Origin of the sequence: Collinsella sp. CLA-ER-H8 (assembly GCF_040092335.1) — a bacterium.
Classification (GTDB): Bacteria; Actinomycetota; Coriobacteriia; order Coriobacteriales; family Coriobacteriaceae; genus Collinsella.
This window is the reverse complement of sequence record NZ_JBBNLU010000010.1, coordinates 32844-54164: the sequence shown is the minus strand read 5'-3', so window position 1 is coordinate 54164 and position 21321 is coordinate 32844. Positions and strand designations below refer to the sequence as shown.

Genomic DNA, 21321 nt, shown 5'->3' with positions numbered 1-21321 from the left:
TTTGCGCAAGGGCTCTACCTGCGGTTTAGTTTTCGTTATGCGGGTTGTGCTTGGCTATTGCAAAAAAGTCTACTCACTTAGGTTTGAGGGTCGTTCGCTGACGCCTATTTTCACTTGTTTGCCGACGCCGCGACCATCAGAAGCCCCCTAGGACTCCTGCGGCAGGCGCTTCTTGCCTTTGCGGGCGCGGTTTCTAAAGTTCTCGACGGCCTCTTCCATGCCCAGAGGTACATAGGTGAGCTCATCGAGGTTATCGGGCAGGTAGCAGGCAAGGCTTTGCTCCTGCGCTCGGCCTGCTGCGAGCTGTTCATCGCTGGGCTGCGCGCCGGGTGTGGCGCAAATGCCATAGACAGCGGCACCCATCTCGCGCGTGCGGCATTCATACTCGGTCTCGGGATGCTCGGGATGGTCGCGGCGAACGTCGTCACTTACCCAAAGTGTGTCGTAGCCGGCCGCGGCAAACTGCCCCAGGGCATAGTCGCGCAATGGCTTGCTGTCGGTTCGCAGCGTGACGGTGGCGCCGGCTGCAAAGAGCGGGCGGTAGAGCATCAGATGGTCGACATGGACGAGTCGTTTTTTGGCGTACTTGGCCTTGGGCTGTGGCGTGGGAAAGTTGATGGTGATGGCATCGAGCTCGCCTGCGGCAAACAGCTTTGGCAGCGATGCGGCGCCTCGGGGCAGGACGAGTGCGTTGGATAGCTCCTGCTCGCAGATTTTCTGTGCGGCATAGGCGATGCAGATGGGCTCCTGGTCCATGCCGATAAAGAGCGTGTTTGGCTCGTGGGCCGCGCGCTCTACAAGGTACGTTCCCTTGCCGCAGCCCAGATCCAGGTGAAGGTGCTCGAAGGGCTTGCCGCCTGCGGGCGCACAGGCCTTGCGCCAATCTCCGGCATAAGCCTCGGGGTTCGTCTCAATCGCATCGGCGTAGCGCTCCAGGCGCTCCTCGAGCACAAAGTTCTTAGGCGTGCGAACGTGGACGGCTCCCATGAGGCTCCTTGGTCATAAATATGGAACGCGTAGCTGCGCGTTCCGTCAATGGGTTGAAAAAGGGTGGGCATAGTTTGCCCGAAAGATGCGGTACGGCTCGACGGCGAGTCGTCGGTGCCTACAGGCGCTTGAGGATCACATAACGGTTGAGCTCGCCGCTGCGACCGTCGGCATGGAAGCGCTCAAGCTCGCGCACGGGGACCTCGCCGCTCTTGTAGAACGTACGGACGCCGCGCACCAGGTCGGTGATCTGCTGATCGTCAAAGTGATGGCAGTAGCGGTAGGCGTGGCGGTCGTTTTGCCAGCCAATGAGGTGGTCGCCGGCTTCAAACTGCGCGGAATCGTAACCCTCAAACGGCGGGGTGAGCTCGGCGCGGGCTTCGGCTCGAACGGCCTTGCGCGCCATGCGCTCGTCGTTCATAAACTCCCAAAAGCTGATGGCGATGATGCCGCCCGGGCGCGTTTGCCGCACCAGGGCGTCGAGCACGCGTACGCGGTACTCGCACGACGGCACGTGGTGCATAAAGCCAAAGCAGACCGAGATATCGGCGAGCGGGGCGTCGAAAAGCACGTCGGGCGTCTCGGCGGGGTTGAGCTTCATAAGGGCGTCAAGCACGTCGAGTTCCTGGAAGTGCAGGTTGGGAATGCGCAGGGCGTGGCCATGTGCATCGATAGCCAAATCTTGACACGAGTCGACACCATAGAACTCAAACGGGCAACTGGCATCTGCCGAGGGGTTTGCGCCGTCGACGCCCTTGGCGGCAAGTGCGCCGCCGGCGGCAAAGTTCTCGAATCGCATATTGCCGCAGGCAAGATCGAAGACGCGGACGGGATGCTCGATCGTGGCGACGTCGAGCTGCCCGAGTGCGATATCCATGGTGCGCACCCAGCCGGGCCACGGGGCCTGGCGCGTATCGGAGAAGGAGGCAGAGTGCTCGCGATAGAACGTGTTGTTGAGCTGGATGAGCGATGAGGCGAAATCGCGGTTCACGGCGCGGAACTCCTTCCGTTGGCGGTGCGGAATTAACAGTACGACCATACTACCGTTAACGCTGCAACGGGGACAACCGAGCTAGGTGCCATTGCTTTGTTTGGACACATTTCCGCAGCTCATATGTACCCGCAACCGGCGGTTGTCAAAAATCTCACTAGAATAGGTGGCATGCTTTTGGCGGTGGCGGATAGATTTTTAACTGTGCAAGGCGCCTTAAGAACAAAAGCGGTCCGGCGGCACGGCTGGCATCACATAGGAGGAACCATGAATGTAGAAACTGCGCAGCGGCTCGCCGACCTTCGCCGCAGCAAAGGCTTTAGTCAAGAAGGGCTGGCGCGAAAGCTGGGGCTGTCGCGCCAGGCGGTCAGTAAATGGGAGCGCGCGGAGAGTTCGCCCGATACCGAGAACCTGATCTCGCTTGCTAAGCTCTATGGCGTGAGCCTGGACGAGCTGCTCAATCCGAGCGATGAGATCGAGGACGATATCGAGTTTGAGAACGAGGACCGCGCTCGTCAGCGCGAGGCCGAGGCGGCAGAGCGTGCACGCACCCATGAGGCGGCGGCACGAGCTACCGAGGCGGCGACACAGGCGAGTGACGCCGCCGCCAAGGCGGCGCAAGCGGCAAGCTGGAGTGCACAGGCTGCCAATGCGGCGACGGCTCAGGCGACGAGTGGCGGCGTAGTGGGCTCGACTCCAGTGAAGGGCCCGTTCCAGTCGTTCCCGTATTGGGCCGTGTGTTGGCTGCTGTTCTTTTTGCTGATGTTCTCGTTTGGTGCCGGCCCCTTTGCCGCGCTGATCTTCTTTACGATTCCCATCTATCACTGGGTGGCACGTGCGCTCGATGGTGATTGGGCGCGCGGGGATATTCAGGTTGGTCCGGCACCGGTGGCGGTCAGGGCCCAGGGGAAGGATACTTCTGCGGAACCTGATGCTGACGTGGCTACCGCGGCCACCGCTGAGCCATGTGCCAAAGAAGGTGACGAATGATGAGGCTTTCGCATGAATCCAAGCTGCGCCTGGGCGTCGGCATCGGAGCGTTTGTGCTCATCATCGGACTTGTCTTTGGCATTTCGCGGGCTTTGATTCATTTTGATGGCCCGTGGGACCTCGACGATGTTGTATCCGGCTTGTCTGGTATGGACGATGCGGTTGACGAGGACGATCTTTTGGATGGCGGTAACTATTCCGCTCGGCCTCAGCAGCTTTCGAGCACGACTTTTGATGCCGATGAGTTCCGCTACCTCGATTTCGATATCAATGCGGCTTCGGTGGACGTCAAGGTTGTTGATGGCAACAAGGCTCGTGTTATCGAGCGGGGGTGCGTTGCCAAGGGTATGGATGCCTCCAAGGCCGCGACGCAAAACATCGCATCCGTCGAGGACTCGACGCTCAAGGTTTCCCAGTTTGGAAGTGATGACGATAAGGCAATCGATCGCTCAGTTACGGTCGAGCTGCCGCGCCGTGTTGCCGAACATCTGAAGGGAGTCAACGCGCACGTGGGCTCGGGTGATCTGCAGATTGTCGGTGTCATCTGTGACGGTTTCGACCTTTTCCTGGGTGCGGGAGATGTAGAGTTTACGGGCAGCGTGACTGATGCGCTCAGCGCTGAGGTCGGTTCGGGCGATGTGACGTTCGAGTTCTACCAGGCGCCCGCGAAGTCGATGGACGTGAGTGTGGGCTCGGGTGATGTGGAGATGACGGTTCCGAACTCGACGGGCTTTAAGGCGAGCCTCACCTTGGGCAGCGGCGACTTCGAGAGCGATTTCCTTCCGCTTGGCTACGACGGCGAGACCATTTTGAATTTTGAATTCGATAACGGCGATAAGTCTGCTACGTATCGTTTTGAGGTCGGTTCGGGCGACATGTCGTTTGATCCAGAGTGACATGCGGTTTTCGGAGATCGGTACATATAGGCATGCTCTTTGATGGAGGCGCCGGGGCCGTGGTCGGCTTCGGCGCCTTTGCCTTTACAATGGGGGGCATGGAACAGATTATCTTGAACATACTCGAGGCTCTGCGTCGCGGCGAGACCGTGGACGACAAAGCGCTCGTCAAATTGATACATGCCGAGGCGCGCCGTGAGGGTGCCGACAAACGCGATTTGGCCAAGCGCCGTTTGCTGCCGTTCTACCAGCGGGTTAAACGTGAGGAGCCGGCTCGGTGGGCTGCGTGGAATGTCGATTCCGATCTGGAACGTCAACTGCTGCAGGTGCTGCGTATGAAGCCGCGCCGAACGGCCTCGGGCGTGGCGACCATTACCGTCATCACCAAGCCCTGGCCGTGCTCGGGCGATTGCCTGTTTTGTCCCAACGATCTGCGCATGCCCAAGAGCTATCTGCACGCCGAGCCGGCGTGCGCCCGTGCGGAGCAAAACTGCTTCGACCCGTATCTGCAGGTGAGTGCCCGTTTGACGGCGCTTTCGCAGATGGGGCACGCAACCGATAAGATCGAGCTCATCGTGCTCGGCGGTACCTGGAGCGACTATCCGCAAGGGTATCAGACGTGGTTTATGTCGGAGCTTTTCCGTGCGCTGAACGATGACGCCGTTGCTGGTGTGGCGGCTAACCCCATGTTGGCGCGTCCGGGCATCAGCCGTGCCGAGGCGGGGCGCCTGCTCGATGACGCTCCCGCCGATGCCCTGCCGCCGGTGGTGGCGGAGCGTCGCGAGCGCTATCGGGCCGCCGGCATTGCGACCGACGAGGCCGAGCTTACGAGCGGTGTTGCCGGCGAACAGGAGTGTGTGGATGCTGCCGTGGGCGGCTACAGCCGTGCGGTGCGTCGGCTGTACGGCCCTGGTACGCCGTGGGGTGAGGTTGCCGAGTGGCAGACAGCAACGATGGAGGAGCTTGAGCGCCAGCAGCGCATCAACGAGACGGCGAAGCATCGCGTGGTGGGACTCGTTATTGAGACACGCCCCGATGCCGTGACGCCACAGGCGCTCACGCTCATTCGTCGCCTGGGCTGCACCAAGATTCAGATGGGCATCCAAAGCCTTGACCAGCACCTGCTCGATATCAACGAGCGTCGCATTTCGGTGGCGCAGATTGAACGGGCGTTTTCGCTTGCGCGCCTGTTTGGCTTTAAGATCCACGCGCATTTTATGCTTAACTTGCTGGGCGCCGCGCCCGAGGGGGACAAGCTCGACTACGAACACTTTATGACCGAGGGCGCCTTTATGCCCGACGAGGTCAAGGTCTATCCGTGTGCGCTCATCGAGGGCTCGCGTCTGGTGGGCTGCTATGAGCGCGGCGAGTGGCGTCCCTATACCGAGGAAGAGCTGCTCGATGTGCTGGCCGACGACATCGTGGTGACGCCGGCGTTCTGCCGTATCAGTCGCATGATCCGCGACTTTAGTTCCGACGACATTATGGTGGGCAACAAGAAACCCAACCTGCGTCAGCTCGTTGAGAACCGCCTAGCTGCTCGGGGTGACGGTGCGACGGTGCGCGAGATTCGCTATCGCGAGATCAGCACGGCGGGCGCCGACTTGGATGAGCTGACCCTTGACGAGGAGGTGGCGTACGAGACGCCGGTGACGCACGAGCGCTTTTTGCAGTGGGTGACGCCGCAGGGCAAGATCGCGGGCTTTTTGCGGTTGTCGCTGCCCGACCATTCGTTTGTTGCCGCGCATGCGGACGAGTTGCCGACGACGCCGGACGAGGCGATGATTCGCGAGGTGCACGTGTATGGCATGGCGGCACGCGTTGGTGATCAGGGCCAGGCGGCCCAGCACCATGGACTGGGTCGGTCGCTGGTGGAGCGTGCATGCCATATTGCTCGGGACGCGGGCTATACGCACATCAACGTGATCAGCGCAATTGGTACGCGCGAGTACTATCGTCACCTGGGTTTTTGCGACCATGGTCTCTATCTGCAAAAGGAGCTCTAGATGAACAAGCCAAGTGTTTCTGCCGGCGTCGTTGCCGGCGTTGCCCTGGGAGCCGCGGCGCTTGGTGCGGCCGCCGTTGCTGTTCGTGCTGCCTGTCTGCAGGTTGCGCGAACCCGCAATGGGTTGGCGCGTGTAAAGCGCGTGCACGATGAACGCGGCGATGAGATTCGCGTGTTGGTGCAAGGCGGCGTCTACCAAAGCGCAAGCTACGTTGGCGAGCGTTGGGCAGAGCCCATCTTTGCGTACTATCGTGCGTTTGACGATGTGTTTGAGGCCGAGGGCGCGATGCGTGACGCTTATGGTCACGGTATCGACCGCATGCTTATGATGGGCGGTGGTGGGTTTGCCTATCCCAAGTTCGCGCTGATGTCGCACGAGGGCTTGCGCATGGACGTCATCGAGTATGACGGAGAGATTACGCGCCTGGCGCGCCGCTGGTTCTACCTAGACGAGCTGGAGCGCGCGGCGGGCGATCGCCTGCGGGTGATAACCGCTGAGGCTCGCTCGTATCTGGGTGTGACGAGCGTGGGCCATCGTCGCTACGACGTGGTCGTGAGCGATTGCTTTGGCGGTGCCGAGCCCGTGCGCGAGCTGGCGACCGTTGAGGCGTTGCGTCTAGTGCGGGGCGGCCTGAACCCCGGGGGTATCTACGTGGCCAATATCGTGAGCGCAAACGAGGGGAGCGATGTGACGTTCCTGCGCGATTGCGTTGCCACGGCACTCGAGGTGTTCGCTCGCGCCTGGGTGGTGCCTTGTGGCGATACGGAGTTCGGCGGCGAGGAGAATTATCTACTCATCGCCAGCGACGGCGACTACGCCTTTGCCGAAGCTGTGCCCTTCGACACCGACTTCCTCGGCACCGTCCTTCACGACAAGTAAGTCTCCCCGTCCCAAAAAGACTGGTCTTAGGCGTGGTCGCGCCAGCTGCGGACACGCTGCTTCATGCCTTCGATGTCGAGCACACCTTCGGCGAAGCCTTTGCGCACGAGCTCTTCGGGAACAAACTCGTCGTACCGATCAAAGTAAGGTACCTCGCCGGGATAGACGAGCTCGATAGGGTCGAAGTCCTTTTCGGCCTCGGCTGCGAGCACCTCAAAGAACGTCTCCTTGTCGGCCTTCATCTTGAACTGCATAAAGTATGGACGCGACGGATCGAGCCCGCGAAGGCCCAGCTTTGCGGCGCATTTAATCTTAAGCAAGCGCTCGAGCGCCAAAAAGGCGTAGCTGCCCAGCCAGGGGAAGAGCGCCCAGGTGTCGCCGCCCAGGTTAATGAGCGGCTTGGCCCCCGCGCCCGAAATCTCGGCCGTATGGCGAGCCTGTGCAAGACGTGCCCGTGCGTTGCCCATGAGATACGGATATGCCGCATGCTCGTTGAGCGCTTTGCGCATGCGCTCGAGTACATGCGTATTGATGTCTCCGGGGCAGTCGCCAAAGTAGGCCGGCACCCGGCCCTTGACCTGCGTGGCAAAGACAGTGTGGCGCTTCCAGTCCACTTCCTCGACAATCCAGCAGTGTCCGGCGATGGCGATGCGCTCACCGGGCGGGGGCGGATTGACGATCGTGCCCAGCTCGGCCGACTCGCTGCGAACGGTGAACTCCTCGTTTTCCTGGAACACGGCGTAGAACTTAAAGTTGTTGATGATGCGCTCGCCCGCGAGACCCACGATCAGCCCGCCGCCCTCGGTGACCTGGATGTGGTCGATCTTGATGAGGTGGCGCAGCAGTACGCGATAGTCATCGGCTGAGACGCGGTGGAAATAACTGAGCGTGAGCACGCGTTGGGCAAGTTCGGCCGGCGTGAGCTCGCCGGTGCTGGCGAGGGTCGACATAGTCTGGTGATAGAGCAGACTGTAGGGGAGTCGATCGAGCTCGGGCGGCTCGACCCACTTTTCCTCGCGATAGAGTTGTACGAGCGCGATACCCTGCAGGAGCTTCCAGGGAATGGTTTCGGGCATCATCGTGCGCGGCTCGGGTTCTTCCTCGCGCATGACAAACCACATCTCGGGCGGAAGGTCGCGACGGCCTGTGCGCCCCATGCGCTGCAAAAAGGAGCTGACGGTAAACGGCGCGTCAATCTGGAAGGCGCGCTCCAGGCGGCCGATATCGATACCGAGCTCCAGCGTAGAGGTGGTGACGGTTGTCTGCGCCTGCTCCTCGTCGCGCATGAGCTCCTCGGCCGTCTCGCGCAGCGATGCCGAAAGATTGCCGTGATGGATGAGAAAGCGGTCGGGCTCGTGTCGACTTTCGCAGTAGCTGCGCAGCATGGAGCACACGGCCTCTGCCTCCTCGCGCGAGTTGGCAAAGACCAGGCACTTGCGGCCGCGCGTATGCTCAAAGATATAGCCCATACCGGGGTCGGCGTTGTCGGGCGCCGTGTCGGTGGGGTTGAGAAGCGCCTGTTCGGGTGCTCGGGGGATGTCGACTTCGCCCTCGGGGGCCGACGAAGTGCGGCGATCCCTGGAGGTAGCCTTGTCCCGTGCCCGCTCACGACGTTGACGTCGCTCCTCTTGTGTGAGCTGTCCGCTGTGACGCATGTCTTGGGCGCCGGCGGGCAGTGCCGCGGGTGCCGCTGCCTCAATGCGCTCGCACGCAAGCACTTCGGCCTCTTGAGGGCCCGTGCTCTCGAATCCTCGTTGCTGCGCCTGGGGACCCGAGTTGTAGAAGTGCTCCATGGAGATACGCCACACGCGGCGCGGTTCCTCAAAACGGGGGATAACGCAGTCTCGTCCCGTTCCCTGCGACAGGAAGGCACCCGTGCGTTCCGGGTCCCCGATGGTGGCCGAAAGACCAATGCGGCGGGGCTGCACGCCTGCCATGCGCGAGAGGCGCTCGATAAGACAGAGCGTCTGCCCGCCGCGGTCGCCGCGCATGAGCGAATGAACCTCGTCGATGACGACGTAGCGCAGGTCGCAAAACATGCGCGGGATCGCCATGTGCTTATGGATCAGGAGCGCCTCGAGCGATTCGGGCGTAATCTGAAGGATACCACTCGGCTTTTTGATGAGTTTGGCCTTGTGTGATTGCGAGACATCGCCATGCCAGTGCCAGACGGGGATATCGGCTTCTTCGCACAGGTCGTTGAGGCGGACGAATTGGTCGTTGATGAGCGCCTTGAGGGGGCCAATGTAGAGGGCGCCCACGCTTGCGGGTGGGTTCTCCCAAAACTCGGTCAGGATGGGAAAGAAGGCTGCCTCGGTTTTGCCGGAAGCCGTGGATGCCGTCAGGAGCACATTGTCCTGCGAGTTAAAGATGGCATCTGCCGCCGCAACCTGGATGGAGCGCAGGCTCTCCCAATCGTGGGAGTAGATGAAGTCTTGGATAAACGGGGCGTAGCGGTCAAAGGCGTTCACGAGGCCTCCTTTCAAAAGCGAATCTCTCAACGCGGCGGGCAGTGGCTTGCTGCATTACCGCTTCAACGTTTGCCCAGATAAAACCTACCAAAATAAACCTGTCCCTTTTTGGTAGGTTAGATGGTGAACTCGGCGAAGTTGCGGTCGCCGCCTGCGGTATCGGTGTCGCCTGTTGCTGCCGCCGGCACCAGCGCGTCGCCGCCGACGCTTTGCAGCAGCTCGGCTACGTTGGCGTCGGGGTTCTGGCATAGGATGTCGAGCAGCTCGATAAAGTCACGAATGACTTCACGCGGCGTCAGATGTGTGTCGGCTCCCACACGACCGAACTCGATCTTGAGAAAGTCCACCAAGTCGTTCTCGGTAAGCGTGGGCGTCCAGCCAAAGTATCCGGCATGGATCTGCATGAGTTTTTCGATCAGCACCAGCAGCTCCTCGTAGGTGAGTGGCTGCAGGCGGATGATGGGCGCGAGCATGTCCTTAAGGTCCTCGCGTGCAAAGCGGCCTTGAGCGAGTCGGCTGCGCAGGGCCTCGTAGGAGAACACGCCACGGCGGCGGTCTTCGATGGAGGTTGGCGTGCCGCCCATGATCATGCCCAGGTACTGCGCCTTGCCCTGGAGCGTGTCGTTGTACATGGTCAGGATCTTCTCGTAGTTGTATTGGCGTGTGATGGCGTTGGGAATCTTATATAGATTCACGAGCTCGTCGATGAGCACCAGCATACCCTTGTAGCCGCTGCAGACCAAAAAGCGCGCAATGAGCTTAACGTAGTCGTACCAGTCGTCATCGCTGATGATGGTCGAGGAGCCCAGCTCGGCGCGAGCCTCGCTCTTGGTACGGTATTCGCCGCGGATCCATTTGGTCACGCGGCTCATGGCTTCCTCGTCGCCCTCGGATGCGGCCGTGCGATAGCGGCGAAGCATGCGGGTGAAGTCGAAGCCGTGGACCATCTCCTCGAGCGGGGCCAGTTGGGCATTGACGACCGACTCGTCGACGTCGGCACACGAGGCAACCCAGCGATCCAGAATAAGGTTGAGCGCACCGCCCTCGGGGCGCGTCTTGGTCGATATATTGCGTATGAGCTCGCGGTAGGTGGCAAGGCCCTGCCCCTGCCCGCCCTGCAGACGGCGCTCGGGGGATAAGTCTGCATCGGCGACGACGAATCCCTCGCCCATGGCATGCGTTCGGATGGTTTGGAGCAAAAAGCTCTTGCCGGCGCCGTAGCGACCGACCAGAAAGCGGAAGCTTGCGCCGCCGTCGGCGATGAGACTCAAATCGGTGAGCAGGGCGCGAATCTCGACCTCGCGTCCCACGGTGATATAGGGAAGGCCGATGCGCGGGACCACGCCGCCCTTGAGCGAGTTGAGAATGACGGCAGCGACGCGCTTGGGCACGCGGGGTGCTGCGGGTGCGGTATCACTCATGGTCTAGGTATCCTCTCACGTCTGCTTCGTAGTCCTCGATAATTTGCGGTCCTGCCGCGCCAAATTCAATGACGGTGTCACCCACCAGGTCAAAGAGCGCCTCGTTGATGGTATCGACGAGCATGTCCTCGCTCTGCCCCGATTGCACTACCGCCGATTCCGCCTGTACTGCGTTGTGCTCGAGCAGTGCGCTGAGATAGGCGTTTGCGGCAGGCGCGAGTTCGTTCGTGGCGTCAGCGGGCGCTGCCGCTGCGAACGCGGGCGTCGGCGCGAGAAGCGGTGCCACGACACCAAACTGTTCGGTGGATATGGTCGGCTCGTCGGCCTCGTCCTGCCGAATGGGTGCCGCGACCGCCTCGACCGTCGCGTCGGCTACGGGCTCGGCTTCCGGTTGCCCAGAGTCCGCTGCCTCGGCTTCTGCGGACGCGCCGTCCTCGCGTTCCTCGTCGATCAAAAGCGCTTCGCGCGTTTGCGCAGCGGCGCTCCGAATGTGCCCCAGCTGACTCAGATCGATATCGATCTTGACAGGCTGGTGTGCAGCGTCCCACGAAAGCCATGCCACAATCTCGTCATCGATAATCTTGGCCAGATATTTGGGGACCTTTTCTTCCTTAAGGGGATGGGCGGGGTCCAGCGCCAGGCGCAGGCGTTGGTCGCAGGCGCGCATCATTTCACCGAGCTTGCTGCTCTTTTGCCTACTACCGTGGATACGCATGCATTCCCAAAAGCCGTTTTGGCAACGGTAGATATGGATAGGATCCAGGCGGTATTCGCAGTCCTCGTGGCGCTCGGGCGCAAAGAATACGGCCGAGGCAAACATGGTGTAGGGCATGGCCGTCTCCTCCCCAAACAAGCTCGCTACGATGCCGGTCTTTCGGTGCGTGTCATAGTAGCGCGCCATGCGGACATACACGGCGCATGCCACGTGGCGCAGATCGCGGTGGTGACTGCGGTCGAGCCGCGAGTTACTTAGGTTGTACGTGGAGAGGGCGTTGATGGCGGCTATGAGTCGCTCCTCGCGCACCTCATCGGGCGGAAGGGGGAGCGTGGGCTCGGAGGTTTTGCGACGCTTGGGGGTCTGGCCGGACGGTGCCGGTGCTGGTACAAGGTCTCGTGCCGCGCGTCGCAGCTCGATAAGGGCGTTATCGAACATGACGGTTTTAGAGTCGCGAAGCAGCTTGGGGTCGAGCCCATGGAATACGGCGTAATCCTGCAACCACACGCGTGCAAACCGATCGATGCCGGGCTCGAAGGCGCGATAGGCATCCCAAAAAGCCTTGATCTTGTTAAAACCATCGAGCGGGTCATCTACGCCAATGCCGCAAATCAGCTCATAGAGATACAGAAAGGCAAAGGACGTAGACGTTTCCTCGACAGTTCCGCGGCGCACTTGGGAGCGCCAGGTAAAATAGCCGCGCAGCTGCCGATCGCTCATGGCGTTGTAGGTGGGAAAGTACGACTTAAAGGTGCCGTTGTAGGGGCAGTCGTCTTCAAAGTCGGCCATCAGCAGGCCTTGGCGGTAGAAAAGCTCGGCTTCCGAAAGCCAACGGCCCGCGCCGCCCTTGGGGTCATCCTGCCAGCGCGATATCTCGCGCATTTTACGGTACTGATCGGGGAGGAAATTCTGCATCTGTCGGCCGGTTTTGAGAATCGGCTCGTCTGCGTAGACTTCGTTTGAGAAGCGGGCGGACTGATGGGTCCGGGCCTCGGCCATAATGCGCTCGATGAGCATCTTGATGTCCTGGTCGGCCACCGCTCCTCCTCTCGAACGCAGCTACGGTGACCTCATATCATAGCACAGCATCAAACAGATGTTCGAGATACCGCTGCGTTGATAGATTTAGAACAGGAGGGCGTAGATGACGGCGATGACGACGGAGGGGAGCATATTGGCCGTGCGGAAGGTCTGAGGACGGATGAGGTTGACGCCGACGCAGAAGATGAGCATGGAGCCTACGAGCGAAAGGCTGTTGAGGGCTGCCGTAGTCATGATGGGGGAGAGTGCGCCGGCAAACAGCGTGATCGTCCCCTGGAACACGGCGACGGGCAGGGCGGAGAAAATGCAGCCGCGGCCAAGCGATGCCGTCATGGTGCAGACGATGATGCAGTCCAATGCGCCTTTCAGGGCAAGCGTTGACCAGTCACCGAGCAGACCGTCCTGGATCGATCCCACAATGGCCATGGCGCCGATACACACGGTGAGTGAAGTCGAGACAAAAGCGTTGGTGAACTCGTTATCGCCCTCACTGCCAGTCTTGCGCTTGAGCCATTCGCCAAGGTTCTCGATGGCGGCTTCCAAGTTGATGGCCTCGCCGATGAGCGAGCCGAGGGCGAACGAGACGATGAGCATGGTGGTGCCGGTGGTCGCTAGCGCCTTCCCATCGATAAGGAGCATCTTTTGCATGGTGCCGCCAAGGCCGATAAACAGGACGCACAGCCCCGATGCTTTCATGAGCGTGTCTTGGATGCGCGGTGTAATGAAGCGGCCGCCCGCTAATCCCAAAAGACCGCCCGCAACTAAAAGCACAACGTTGATGATTGTTCCCAAGCCCGGCATGAGCCCTCCTGTATTGATGCCAACGTGGCAATCGTAGCAGAACGAAATGCGAGGCACATCGCGACTCATCTAATACGTTATATAAGCGGTGTTAGGAATGATGCGCAGCATTTAAGCCTCAGGTGGTTGTCGGGACATAGGGATAGTATTCAAAGCGCAGTGTCATAAGCCGCTGTGGGGATTCAATAGCCGCGGCGATGATATTGGCATCGCGGGCACGATCAAACCCTTCGAGTTCGATCTGATACGAGACGTCTTGCATAATGTCCAGACGTCGCCAGGCTAGGAGTGTGTCACCATCGAATTCCAAGGTCTTGCCTCCGTCTGGAGCAACGGCGTATAGACGCAGCTTGGCGGTGGTTGCAGGGTCGACAACCGTGACCTTTTTAATTTCGTTTCGAGTATTCTTGGCGCCCAACAAAGTGAGCAGTGTTGGGGCCACGACCTCGCCCGATGGCAAAAAGACGACTTCGATGGATTCAGGAAATGCGATGATGGCCGACTTGCGGACGGGCTGATTGGCGGCGGCAACTTCGATGTTCGCAGCGTCGATGACCTCTGTGTGGTCGAGCGCGGCAAGCACGCAGCAGTTACCTTCATCGATCTCTTGAGGATCAGCAAGCCCCAGGCTGTCCACGAGCTCGGGATCGTTTGGATCGGCAGCGGGCTCATTCGGTGCTTCGAAAGAAGCTGGGACGCCGTTTGTCGGCGACGGCGTGTCGCCCGCACCTGCTTCTTTGACCGCGCTCTCCTCTTGTATGGTTGCGTTGATGGGTTCGTTGTTTGGGGGGAGCGTCTTGGCGTCAAGCGCGGAGGGGAGAATTCCGATGGCTCCGGATCCGTTCCACTCCATTTCGAGAAGCGCCGGGTCGGCAAGAATGCGTTGCCTGCTTTGCGCGTGGGCATCGATTTCAATAGGGCCTGCCTCTATCCCTCGTGTAAGGCTGAGTGATCCGGCTGGCTTCTCGAAATGAGCGTCTGTGTCTTTGGTGCTGACGGCGTAGAACAGCAGGGACGCTTCTCCCGCCGCGATGGCATCGGTACCGGCTTTGGTCAGCCGCAACGATGCCGTGAATGAGAGGGTGGGCTGCGCATCGTCTGCATTCGCGGCGGCGCAGCCCAGACATATACCGCCTCCTTTCTCGAAAAACGTACCGTCGAAGGCGACCTTCGCTCCGTTCGCCGAGTCATCGACCGAAGCGATGTCGATGCGCAGCTCTAAATTGCATGGATCGCCATCTGCATCGAGCACAACCGAGCGCCACGTGCAGACGGCGCACCCCGCCTGGGAGCCGTTTGCCTTGTTCGAACGCTTGATATCCACGACTATCGAGCCGTCCGTATTACGACGAAGGCATCCCGAGGTTGAGATCGCGGCCTGTGCGATCGAAAAACGCTTGCACGCAATGGCGCTCGACGGATTTGGTGCGGAACTTAGGGCTGCTGGTAAGGAGTCTGCCATGACGGGAGTCGCCCAAGCGGCGACAGGCGTTCCGGTTGCGAGCGCGCCGCAGAGTGCGACGACGGGCAAAAGGTTCTTCGATGCCATGGGGTCTCCTTAGCTAATTTAGTGCGGCCTGTCCGTGTTTTGTTTCTGGCTGCGTTTGATGTGCAGACCGAGGCCGGCGGTGCCCGCGCCTGCTGCTGTGGCGCCTGCTGCCAAGAGCCATCGTCTGTCGCCTGTCTGCGCCAACGGTTCCTCGCGGTCGCCGCGGTCGAGCTCCGAGAGGTCGACCGTCACTTGCGTGGCGGCCTGCGCCTGTTCTTGCTGGGCAAAGGCCATGGCTGGCCCAAACGCTAGGATGCTGACGGCGGCGGCCAGGGCGACGGCCTTATGCCGTGTGCGCACCGGGCTCGACCGTCCAGGTGATCGTTGCAACCTGATCGCCTTCGCCGGTTACGCGGAAGATGTCGCGCGTGACGCGGGCGACGTTTCCGCTTGTCTTGAGCTTAATTTTGTCCGTGCCGCCGGCAATGCCCTGGTAGCCCATGTCGAAGGCTGCATTCTTGGAAAGATCGAGGCCCGTCCCCTGCATTGCGGTGCTGGCGTTCTGGAGCGCGCCGTCGGGGCCGACCTTAAAGTCGATGGAGTTCTGCGCGGTTCCGGCCTTGGCGTCGGCGGCAATGGTCCAGGTGTTCATGGCGTCGATCTTCATGTTGGTGACATGGATGCCGTAGGCCGAATGATTGTCGATGGTGGTCGCGTCTTCTGAGGGGCCCTGAAGCGTGCCGTCGGCCTTGGCGACGAAGGGAATAACCGTCGGAACTTTGAACTCAACGTTGTCGATCTCGGTCCTGACCATTACTTTCGTGGTTCCAACGCGCCCGGCTGCCATAGCTGGCGTCGGGGCGGCGCCCATTGCGAGCGCGAGCGCGAGCCCTGCGCCCACGACGAGCGCTCTGGCTCCGTTCATGTTCCTGGTGATGTCCATGGTCGTTCCTTTCTATTCGCCGCGGGCCGTCCCCGCGATGATTGGACGAATGCTGGTGAATTGCGTGCGGTGCCGCGTCGGCCGGAAAGCTAGTTCTCGGCTTGCTCAACCCGTACCTTGACACGTGTCGGATTGCCGTGGCTGTCGAGGGTCTTGGCATCGAGTGCCTGGATCTCGATGTACGCCTCGCCTTCTTTGATGTCGCCGGCGGGGCACGTCTCGATTGTCTTGCCGGTCTCGACCACACCGGATTCGTACATGGTCTCGTCGTTTTGGATGACGCGGAATCGCTGGGGAAATTTATTGTCTTGGACGTTTTGGACGTTGACGCGCAGCTTGCCGTCCTCCTGCAGCTGGGCGACCGGTGCGACCGAAATCGTCATCATGTTGTCGCGGACGATGGCGTCGAGCTCATCTTGGATTTCCTGACGCGTTTTGCCCTCCGCCGTCGTAACCGAAGCGCCCGCCTCGGGTACGGGCTGCGACTGCCAAACGTATAGTCCTACGGCGACAAGGGCACAGACGATGGCCAAGCAGGCAACGATGAGCTTCTTGCGACGACCCAGGCCTGCAAAGTGGGGTGGCTTCTTCGCGCTCATGCGGCATCCTTGGCGGTATAGACGCGCGCAAAGGTGGACGGGTCCGCTCCAAAGAGCATGTGAAGCATCAGACGGCGCGAGTAGACGAGCTCGTCGAAGTCGGGAGGGAGCTCGATGTCGTGGATATGCGCGATGTGGTGGGCGAGCGCCGAGAACGACTCGGGGTCGCAGATCACATCGGTGGTAACGTGGTAGACCGTCGTATCGGGGAATGCCTCTTCGTCGAAAGGCAGGAGATGGGGATCGTCGTCGACTTCGATGGCGATGCCGTACTGGGGCCAGTAATATGCCATGGGAACCTCCCTGCTTCTGGGCCAAAACTTCTATCGGTTTTGGCTGTCGACGCCGACCTTATCAGCCGCTACTTGACCAATTTCTGACCAAATGCTTGACGGATTGGCGTCTCCGCAGGTAAAAGGCGGCAAAAAATACTCCAACTTTTTTCGAGCGACAATCGCGCGGTCGGCGACGGCGGGGCCATATGTGTCAAAAGCATCGTCTGCCGAGGAAATCAAGCCGCTCGCCGAATTGCACGAACGTAAAAAACGCCAATTATGGAGACGGTCTCGAACACGTCGACGAAACGATGCGGTAACATCTCCCTGCAAACACTGTAGTTAGCTAAAGGGGGAGTTCGCGTGTCTGCAACCATCAAACCCTTCACCGACGAGTTCGAAGAGTATGGCCGCGATGAATCTCGCGCATCGGGCGAGGCCTCGAGCATCTCGTTTCCGACAACGGAAAACGAGGTCCGTGCCATTTTGGAAAAGCTCCATGCCGAGCGTGTTCCGGTAACGGTTCAGGGCGCCCGAACCGGCCTTGCCGCCGGCGCCGTGCCCCACGGCGGGCATATCCTCAATACTTCCCGTATGAATCGCTATTTGGGCCTTCGCCGCGATGAACAAGGCCAATTTCTGCTGCGCGTGGAGCCGGGCGTTGTGCTCTCGGAGCTGCGCAAGCAGCTGAGCAAGAAGGTGCTGCCGACCGCTGGTTGGGACCAGGCATCGCTTGAGGCCTACGAGGAGTTCCAAGAGGCTCCCGAGCAGTTTTTTCCCACCGATCCCACCGAGGCGTCTGCCTGTCTGGGCGGCATGGCGGCATGTAACGCCTCCGGTGCCCGCAGCTACGCCTACGGCCCCATGCGCCCACATATCACGGGACTCCACGTCGTGCTGGCTGATGGCGATTTGCTTGAGCTTCGGCGCGGCGAGGCTTTTGCCCAGGGCCGCCACCTGTCGCTCGTGACGGCAGCGGGCCGTACACTCGAGCTCGATCTTCCCGGCTATACCATGCCCAAGACAAAAAATGCTTCGGGCTATTTCGTTGCTGACGATATGGATGCCATCGATCTGTTTATCGGTGCGTGTGGCACAATCGGCGTCATCACCGAACTCGAGATTGCCCTGCAGGTGGCACCCGCGGTCGTTTGGGGCGTGAGCTGCTTCTTCGACAGCGAAGACAAGGCCGTGTCCTTCACCGATTCTGTGCGTCCCGTCCTGTCCCATGCGGCTGCCATCGAGTACTTCGATGCTGGCGCCCTGGATATTCTACGTCGCCAGCGCGAGCAGTCGACGGCGTTTGCCTCGCTGCCTGCGCTCGACAAAGACGCCAAGGTCTGTGTCTACGTGGAGCTCGACTGCGACGACGAAGCCCAGGCGACTGAGGAGCTGTATCACTTGGGGTGGGTACTGGAGCTTGCGGGCGGCAGTGACGATGCGACATGGGTCGCGCGCACCGAGGTCGATCGCGAGTGTCAGCGATTCTTCCGCCATGCGGTGCCCGAGAGCGTCAACATGCTCATCGACGAGCGCCGCCGCATGGATCCCACCATCACCAAACTGGGTTCGGACATGTCGGTGCCCAACGCGCACTTGGCCGATGTTATCGCCCTCTATCGCCGCACGCTGGCGGAAAGTGGGCTTGAATCTGCCGCCTGGGGGCATATCGGTAACAACCATCTGCATGTGAACATTCTGCCGCGCGATGCACAGGATTATCGCCGCGGCGGAGAACTCTTTGCCCAGTGGGCTTCCGAGGTCACGGCCATGGGCGGTGCCGTCTCCGCAGAACACGGCGTCGGCAAGATCAAGGCGGGCTTCTTGGAGACGATGTACGGTCACGAGGCCATGGTCGAGTCGGCGCGGCTCAAGCTCCAGCTCGATCCTGCCGGGCAGCTGGGTCGCGGTAACCTGTTTTCGGAGAAGCTCTTGGATGAGCTCGTCCAGAAAGGGGGCGCGTGAAGATGAGCGATTTCCATATGGTGGTGTGCGTCAAGGCCGTGCCGGGCAGCACCGAGGTCAAGATGGACCCCAAGACCAATACCATCGTGCGCGATGGCAAGCAGGCGGTCATTAATCCCTTTGATGCGAGCGCTTTGGAATGCGCGCTGGCGCTGAAGGACGACTTTATCGGCTTTGGCATGGATGTGCGCGTGACGGTGGTGTCGATGGGCATCCCCGCGACCGAGTCGCTGCTGCGCGACTGCATCGCTCGAGGCGCCGACGATGCGCTGCTGCTGACCGATCGCGCCTTTGCAGGTGCCGATACCCTGGCAACCACCTATGCCCTCAAGTGCGGCATCGAGGCGCTCGACGAGGACTTCGACCTGCTCATCTGCGGCAAGATGGCGGTGGATGGCGATACGGCCCAGATTGGTCCCGAGCTTGCCGGTGCCTTTGATATTCCCTGCGTGACCGACGTGAGCTGCGTGCAGAGCGCGGGCTTTACGACCTGTGGCTCGCTGGCGCTCGTTCACGGTTGCGATGCCGGCGAGGAGACGGTCTATCTTGAGATGCCGTGCGCGATGACGACTGCCAAGGAGATTGACCAGTTGCGTATGCCGAGTATTGCCGGTATTCGCGCGGCGGAGGAGGCGGACGTGCGCGTGGTCAGTGCCGCCGACGTGAACGCCGACCCCGCGCGTTGCGGTCTTGCCGGGTCGCCGACACAGGTCGTGCGCTCGTTTGTGCCCGACCGTGACCAAACGTGCGAGGCCGTTGAGGGGACGGCGTCCGAGCAGGCGGCAAAGCTTGCCAAGATTATCGAGGGGATGGCATAGATGGGCGGACTGATTATCGATAGCGAAGCCTGTATCGGCTGCGGTCGCTGCGTTCGCGCCTGTGCCTCGGGCGGCATCGTAGTGGAAGGCGAGCGACCCAGCCGATGCGCCCGCGTAACCGACGGCTGCATCCTATGCGGTGGGTGCGTCGACGCCTGCCCTGTCAACGCTATCTCGATCGAGCGTGACGAGGCCGCTGGTGCGGTGGACCTTGATGCATATCGAGACATTTGGGTATTCGCGCAGACCGACGAGCACGATACGGTGACTCCCGTTGCCTATGAGCTTATGGGCAAGGGCCGCGAGCTTGCCGATGCTCGCGACTGCCGTCTGGTGGCACTGATCGGTATGGGTCCCGAGGGTTCTCTCGGCGACCTGGAGCATCTGGTTTGCGCGGGCGCCGACGAAGTCCTGGCCTGTCGCGACGAGCGCCTGCGCCAAAACGATGCGGAGGTCTACGCCCGCTTGATCTGCGATTTGGTAGCCGAACGCAAACCCGAGGCCATCCTATACGGTGCGACCGCTTTTGGCCGCGAACTGGCACCCGGCGTTGCCGTGCGCTTGCAGACGGGCCTTACGGCTGACTGCACCGTACTTTCGATGGATACGGAGACGGGGCTGCTGCAACAGACGCGTCCGGCGTTTGGCGGCAACCTGATGGCCACCATCGTCTGCCCCAATCATCGTCCCCAGATGGCAACGGTTCGTCCCGGCATCTTTAAGGCGCCCGACTTTGACTACGACCGCTCCGGCACGATCACCCAGATATCGCTTGCGGATGATGCTAAGGCTCGTGTCGAGATCTCGATTCCCGCCGAGGAGTGGAGGCAGCAGGCCTCGATCGCCGATGCCGAGCGCTTGGTCGTGGTGGGCCGCGGCATTGGCTCCAAGAAGAATCTGCCCCTGATGCGAAGGCTCGCCGAGGCTCTGGGAGCCGAGCTTGGTTGCACGCGACCTGTCGTGGAGGCCGGCTGGTTGGAGTGTCGCCATCAGATTGGCCAGACCGGCGTATCGGTTTCGCCCAAGCTTCTCGTGAGTATCGGTGTTTCGGGCACCATCCAGCATCTTGCCGGCATCGGTGGGGCAGAGTGCATTATCGCCATCAACGAGGACCCGGATGCCCCCATCTTTGGTGCTGCCCAGTACAAGGTTGTCGGCGATGCCGTCGAGGTCGTCGAGGAACTGCTGGCCCAGCTTGAGCGCTAGGCGCGCGCCAGCCAGTCGCGCATCTCGTCCTTAAGGCGGCTCCAAGTCGCCTGCGTGGCGGGGTCGGTAAAGGGCCGCGTAATGCCAAAGGGCGCGTCGAGCAGGCGGTAGATATCGCCCTGCTCGCGCGCCAGCGTGCGGCTCGCTGGATAGACGAGCTCAAACATAAAGCAGATGAGTCCCACCAGGTAGTCCGCCGGCTCGTTGCGCTCGTCGCGCGCGACGCACCGATGCTCGTCAAAGGCGGCAAGCGTCGGTACCGAGAAGCGACTGGCTAGAAACGCGTCCTCATCCACCTTGAGGATGGTATCGACGGTGCTGTCGGAGATGGTGCGCATAATGTCGATCTTGTCGCCATCGCGCACGATATCGCAGAAGCACCGTGTACGCTCGTCGAGTTGTGCCGGCAGGCGAAAGTCGCTGTGATAGGCGATGCTCGCTCGGATGAGCTCGTCATGCGCACCGGTTTCGATAAAGTCACGGATGTTTGTCGTGGCGGGTGCATCGGCGGGATTCTCGCCAAAGAGGACCTCGATGCCCAGCGCCGCATGGCTCATGCTCTCGGCGTCCTTAAAGGTGTCCCAGCGTCGCAGCTGCTCAAAGCGGCCCATATCGTGTAGCAGGCCGCAAAGCCATGCCAGGTCAATATCTTCTGACGACCAGCCCTGCTCGCGCGCTACGGCATCGCATGCCTCGGCCACGTGGTACGTATGCTCGATTTTGAGCGCGATGCGTGGGTTGGTGGCGTCGTAGGCATCGGTGTAGCTTTTGAAGGCCGCGCGCGCCCGGTCTCGATCGATAGCTGTCATAATGACTTCCTAAAAAGTT

19 protein-coding genes are annotated in these 21321 nt (G+C 61.0%); 7 read left to right on the top strand and 12 right to left on the bottom strand.

The window, feature by feature from the left end; all coding sequences use genetic code 11:
• Positions 1-147 precede the first annotated feature (147 nt).
• Both AAAX72_RS07355 and AAAX72_RS07350 read right to left on the bottom strand, forming a co-directional pair.
• On the bottom strand, positions 148-987 hold the full coding sequence (locus AAAX72_RS07355) for a methyltransferase (protein ID WP_349129779.1): 840 nt from the start codon (positions 985-987) through the stop codon (positions 148-150).
• A gap of 118 nt (positions 988-1105) precedes the next feature.
• Positions 1106-1978 carry a hypothetical protein gene (locus AAAX72_RS07350; RefSeq protein WP_055250686.1) on the bottom strand — a complete coding sequence of 291 codons (873 nt, stop codon included), beginning with the start codon at positions 1976-1978 and terminating at the stop codon, positions 1106-1108.
• Positions 1979-2245: 267 nt separating this feature from the next.
• Here AAAX72_RS07350 and AAAX72_RS07345 point away from each other — a divergent pair, with 267 nt between their 5' ends.
• The 4 genes from AAAX72_RS07345 (at position 2246) to AAAX72_RS07330 (ending at position 6749) form a co-directional block, all read left to right on the top strand.
• Complete coding sequence (locus AAAX72_RS07345; RefSeq protein ID WP_349129778.1) at positions 2246-2968, top strand: helix-turn-helix transcriptional regulator; 723 nt, start codon at positions 2246-2248, stop codon at positions 2966-2968.
• Positions 2968-3864 (top strand): DUF4097 family beta strand repeat-containing protein, encoded by an 897-nt coding sequence (locus AAAX72_RS07340; RefSeq protein WP_349129776.1) that lies wholly within the window; start codon positions 2968-2970, stop codon positions 3862-3864. The genes AAAX72_RS07345 and AAAX72_RS07340 overlap by 1 nt, the downstream gene beginning before the upstream one ends.
• A 98-nt stretch (positions 3865-3962) precedes the next feature.
• Positions 3963-5870: a tRNA uridine(34) 5-carboxymethylaminomethyl modification radical SAM/GNAT enzyme Elp3 gene (locus AAAX72_RS07335; RefSeq protein ID WP_349129774.1), complete on the top strand. Its 1908-nt coding sequence runs from the start codon at positions 3963-3965 to the stop codon at positions 5868-5870.
• Positions 5871-6749 carry a fused MFS/spermidine synthase gene (locus AAAX72_RS07330; RefSeq protein WP_349129772.1) on the top strand — a complete coding sequence of 293 codons (879 nt, stop codon included), beginning with the start codon at positions 5871-5873 and terminating at the stop codon, positions 6747-6749.
• Positions 6750-6775: 26 nt separating this feature from the next.
• Here the strand turns inward: AAAX72_RS07330 and AAAX72_RS07325 are convergent, their stop codons facing one another.
• The 9 genes from AAAX72_RS07325 to AAAX72_RS07285 form a co-directional block, all read right to left on the bottom strand.
• Positions 6776-9220, bottom strand: a complete 2445-nt coding sequence (locus tag AAAX72_RS07325) for a DEAD/DEAH box helicase (protein ID WP_349129770.1) — start codon at positions 9218-9220, stop codon at positions 6776-6778.
• A gap of 116 nt (positions 9221-9336) precedes the next feature.
• The gene (locus AAAX72_RS07320) at positions 9337-10641 is read right to left on the bottom strand and encodes an ATP-binding protein (RefSeq protein WP_349129768.1); all 1305 of its coding nucleotides are present in this window, start codon (positions 10639-10641) and stop codon (positions 9337-9339) included.
• Positions 10634-12394 (bottom strand): TerB N-terminal domain-containing protein, encoded by a 1761-nt coding sequence (locus AAAX72_RS07315; RefSeq protein WP_349129767.1) that lies wholly within the window; start codon positions 12392-12394, stop codon positions 10634-10636. The genes AAAX72_RS07320 and AAAX72_RS07315 overlap by 8 nt, the downstream gene beginning before the upstream one ends.
• 87 nt (positions 12395-12481) lie before the next feature.
• On the bottom strand, positions 12482-13198 hold the full coding sequence (locus AAAX72_RS07310) for a DUF554 domain-containing protein (RefSeq protein ID WP_192923920.1): 717 nt from the start codon (positions 13196-13198) through the stop codon (positions 12482-12484).
• A gap of 118 nt (positions 13199-13316) precedes the next feature.
• Positions 13317-14747, bottom strand: a complete 1431-nt coding sequence (locus AAAX72_RS07305) for a hypothetical protein (protein WP_349129766.1) — start codon at positions 14745-14747, stop codon at positions 13317-13319.
• Between the two features lie 18 nt (positions 14748-14765).
• The gene (locus tag AAAX72_RS07300; RefSeq protein ID WP_035137055.1) at positions 14766-15047 is read right to left on the bottom strand and encodes a hypothetical protein; all 282 of its coding nucleotides are present in this window, start codon (positions 15045-15047) and stop codon (positions 14766-14768) included.
• Complete coding sequence (locus tag AAAX72_RS07295; protein ID WP_349129765.1) at positions 15031-15630, bottom strand: hypothetical protein; 600 nt, start codon at positions 15628-15630, stop codon at positions 15031-15033. Before AAAX72_RS07295 ends, AAAX72_RS07300 begins: the two co-directional genes overlap by 17 nt.
• Positions 15631-15719: 89 nt before the next feature.
• On the bottom strand, positions 15720-16229 hold the full coding sequence (locus tag AAAX72_RS07290; protein ID WP_227790243.1) for a hypothetical protein: 510 nt from the start codon (positions 16227-16229) through the stop codon (positions 15720-15722).
• Positions 16226-16522, bottom strand: a complete 297-nt coding sequence (locus AAAX72_RS07285; RefSeq protein WP_035137058.1) for a hypothetical protein — start codon at positions 16520-16522, stop codon at positions 16226-16228. The genes AAAX72_RS07290 and AAAX72_RS07285 overlap by 4 nt, the downstream gene beginning before the upstream one ends.
• Before the next feature lie 345 nt (positions 16523-16867).
• Between AAAX72_RS07285 and AAAX72_RS07280 the strand changes: the two genes are divergently transcribed.
• The 3 genes from AAAX72_RS07280 to AAAX72_RS07270 are packed head-to-tail and all read left to right on the top strand — an operon-like array spanning position 16868 to position 20493.
• Positions 16868-18469, top strand: a complete 1602-nt coding sequence (locus tag AAAX72_RS07280) for an FAD-binding oxidoreductase (protein ID WP_349129764.1) — start codon at positions 16868-16870, stop codon at positions 18467-18469.
• A 2-nt stretch (positions 18470-18471) separates the two neighbouring features.
• Positions 18472-19287: an electron transfer flavoprotein subunit beta/FixA family protein gene (locus AAAX72_RS07275; protein ID WP_349129763.1), complete on the top strand. Its 816-nt coding sequence runs from the start codon at positions 18472-18474 to the stop codon at positions 19285-19287.
• On the top strand, positions 19288-20493 hold the full coding sequence (locus AAAX72_RS07270; protein WP_349129762.1) for an electron transfer flavoprotein subunit alpha: 1206 nt from the start codon (positions 19288-19290) through the stop codon (positions 20491-20493).
• Here the strand turns inward: AAAX72_RS07270 and AAAX72_RS07265 are convergent.
• Positions 20490-21302, bottom strand: a complete 813-nt coding sequence (locus AAAX72_RS07265) for an HD domain-containing protein (protein ID WP_349129761.1) — start codon at positions 21300-21302, stop codon at positions 20490-20492. The two genes, AAAX72_RS07270 and AAAX72_RS07265, sit on opposite strands and share 4 nt — an antisense overlap.
• Positions 21303-21321: the final 19 nt, after the last annotated feature.

Excerpts from the sequence above, each read along its gene's own strand:
- AAAX72_RS07355 (WP_349129779.1), bottom strand. The coding sequence starts at position 987 with ATGGGAGCCGTCCACGTTCGCACGCCTAAGAACTTTGTGCTCGAGGAG.
- AAAX72_RS07345 (WP_349129778.1), top strand. The coding sequence starts at position 2,246 with ATGAATGTAGAAACTGCGCAGCGGCTCGCCGACCTTCGCCGCAGCAAA.
- AAAX72_RS07340 (WP_349129776.1), top strand. The coding sequence starts at position 2,968 with ATGAGGCTTTCGCATGAATCCAAGCTGCGCCTGGGCGTCGGCATCGGA.
- AAAX72_RS07335 (WP_349129774.1), top strand. The coding sequence starts at position 3,963 with ATGGAACAGATTATCTTGAACATACTCGAGGCTCTGCGTCGCGGCGAG.
- AAAX72_RS07330 (WP_349129772.1), top strand. The coding sequence starts at position 5,871 with ATGAACAAGCCAAGTGTTTCTGCCGGCGTCGTTGCCGGCGTTGCCCTG.
- AAAX72_RS07320 (WP_349129768.1), bottom strand. The coding sequence starts at position 10,641 with ATGAGTGATACCGCACCCGCAGCACCCCGCGTGCCCAAGCGCGTCGCT.
- AAAX72_RS07310 (WP_192923920.1), bottom strand. The coding sequence starts at position 13,198 with ATGCCGGGCTTGGGAACAATCATCAACGTTGTGCTTTTAGTTGCGGGC.
- AAAX72_RS07305 (WP_349129766.1), bottom strand. The coding sequence starts at position 14,747 with ATGGCATCGAAGAACCTTTTGCCCGTCGTCGCACTCTGCGGCGCGCTC.
- AAAX72_RS07295 (WP_349129765.1), bottom strand. The coding sequence starts at position 15,630 with ATGGACATCACCAGGAACATGAACGGAGCCAGAGCGCTCGTCGTGGGC.
- AAAX72_RS07290 (WP_227790243.1), bottom strand. The coding sequence starts at position 16,229 with ATGAGCGCGAAGAAGCCACCCCACTTTGCAGGCCTGGGTCGTCGCAAG.
- AAAX72_RS07285 (WP_035137058.1), bottom strand. The coding sequence starts at position 16,522 with ATGGCATATTACTGGCCCCAGTACGGCATCGCCATCGAAGTCGACGAC.
- AAAX72_RS07275 (WP_349129763.1), top strand. The coding sequence starts at position 18,472 with ATGAGCGATTTCCATATGGTGGTGTGCGTCAAGGCCGTGCCGGGCAGC.
- AAAX72_RS07270 (WP_349129762.1), top strand. The coding sequence starts at position 19,288 with ATGGGCGGACTGATTATCGATAGCGAAGCCTGTATCGGCTGCGGTCGC.
- AAAX72_RS07265 (WP_349129761.1), bottom strand. The coding sequence starts at position 21,302 with ATGACAGCTATCGATCGAGACCGGGCGCGCGCGGCCTTCAAAAGCTAC.